A 383-nucleotide genomic window follows, 5' to 3' on the forward strand; every position below is an offset into this window, starting at 1 on the left:
GGCGACTTTGCTCCCGGCGAGTCCGACGACCTCGACGCGGCCGAGGCCGAGGCAGGTGCCGGTGCGGGGAGCAATGCCGATGCCGACGGAGCCGCTGACGCCTGCACCGAGAGCGCCGCCGACACCGTAGCCCCTGCGCCTGTCGAGGCCGCCGACAATGCCTCCGACGCGATGAGCGGCCCCGGTCACGCGAGCGGCGCGGACGGCCCCGACGGCTTCGACACTCCCGAGGCCGACGTCACCAGCGACTACACCCCCGACGCCACGGGAAGCTCCGAGGCCCCGAGCGAGGCCGTTGCCACCGGCGACTGCGACAGCGACGCCGAAAGCGCCGACGACCCCACCGGGGCCGAGGGCGCCGCCTCCGGCGTGATGGGCGACCC

The 383-nt window shown here is 75.5% G+C and carries 1 pseudogene; it reads left to right on the forward strand.

The window, feature by feature from the left end:
* Positions 1-383: pseudogene (locus tag FLV34_RS41150) on the forward strand (hypothetical protein); the annotation flags it as partial.

It is taken from the genome of Microbispora sp. CSR-4 (assembly GCF_008033685.1).
Lineage (GTDB): Bacteria > Actinomycetota > Actinomycetes > Streptosporangiales > Streptosporangiaceae > Microbispora.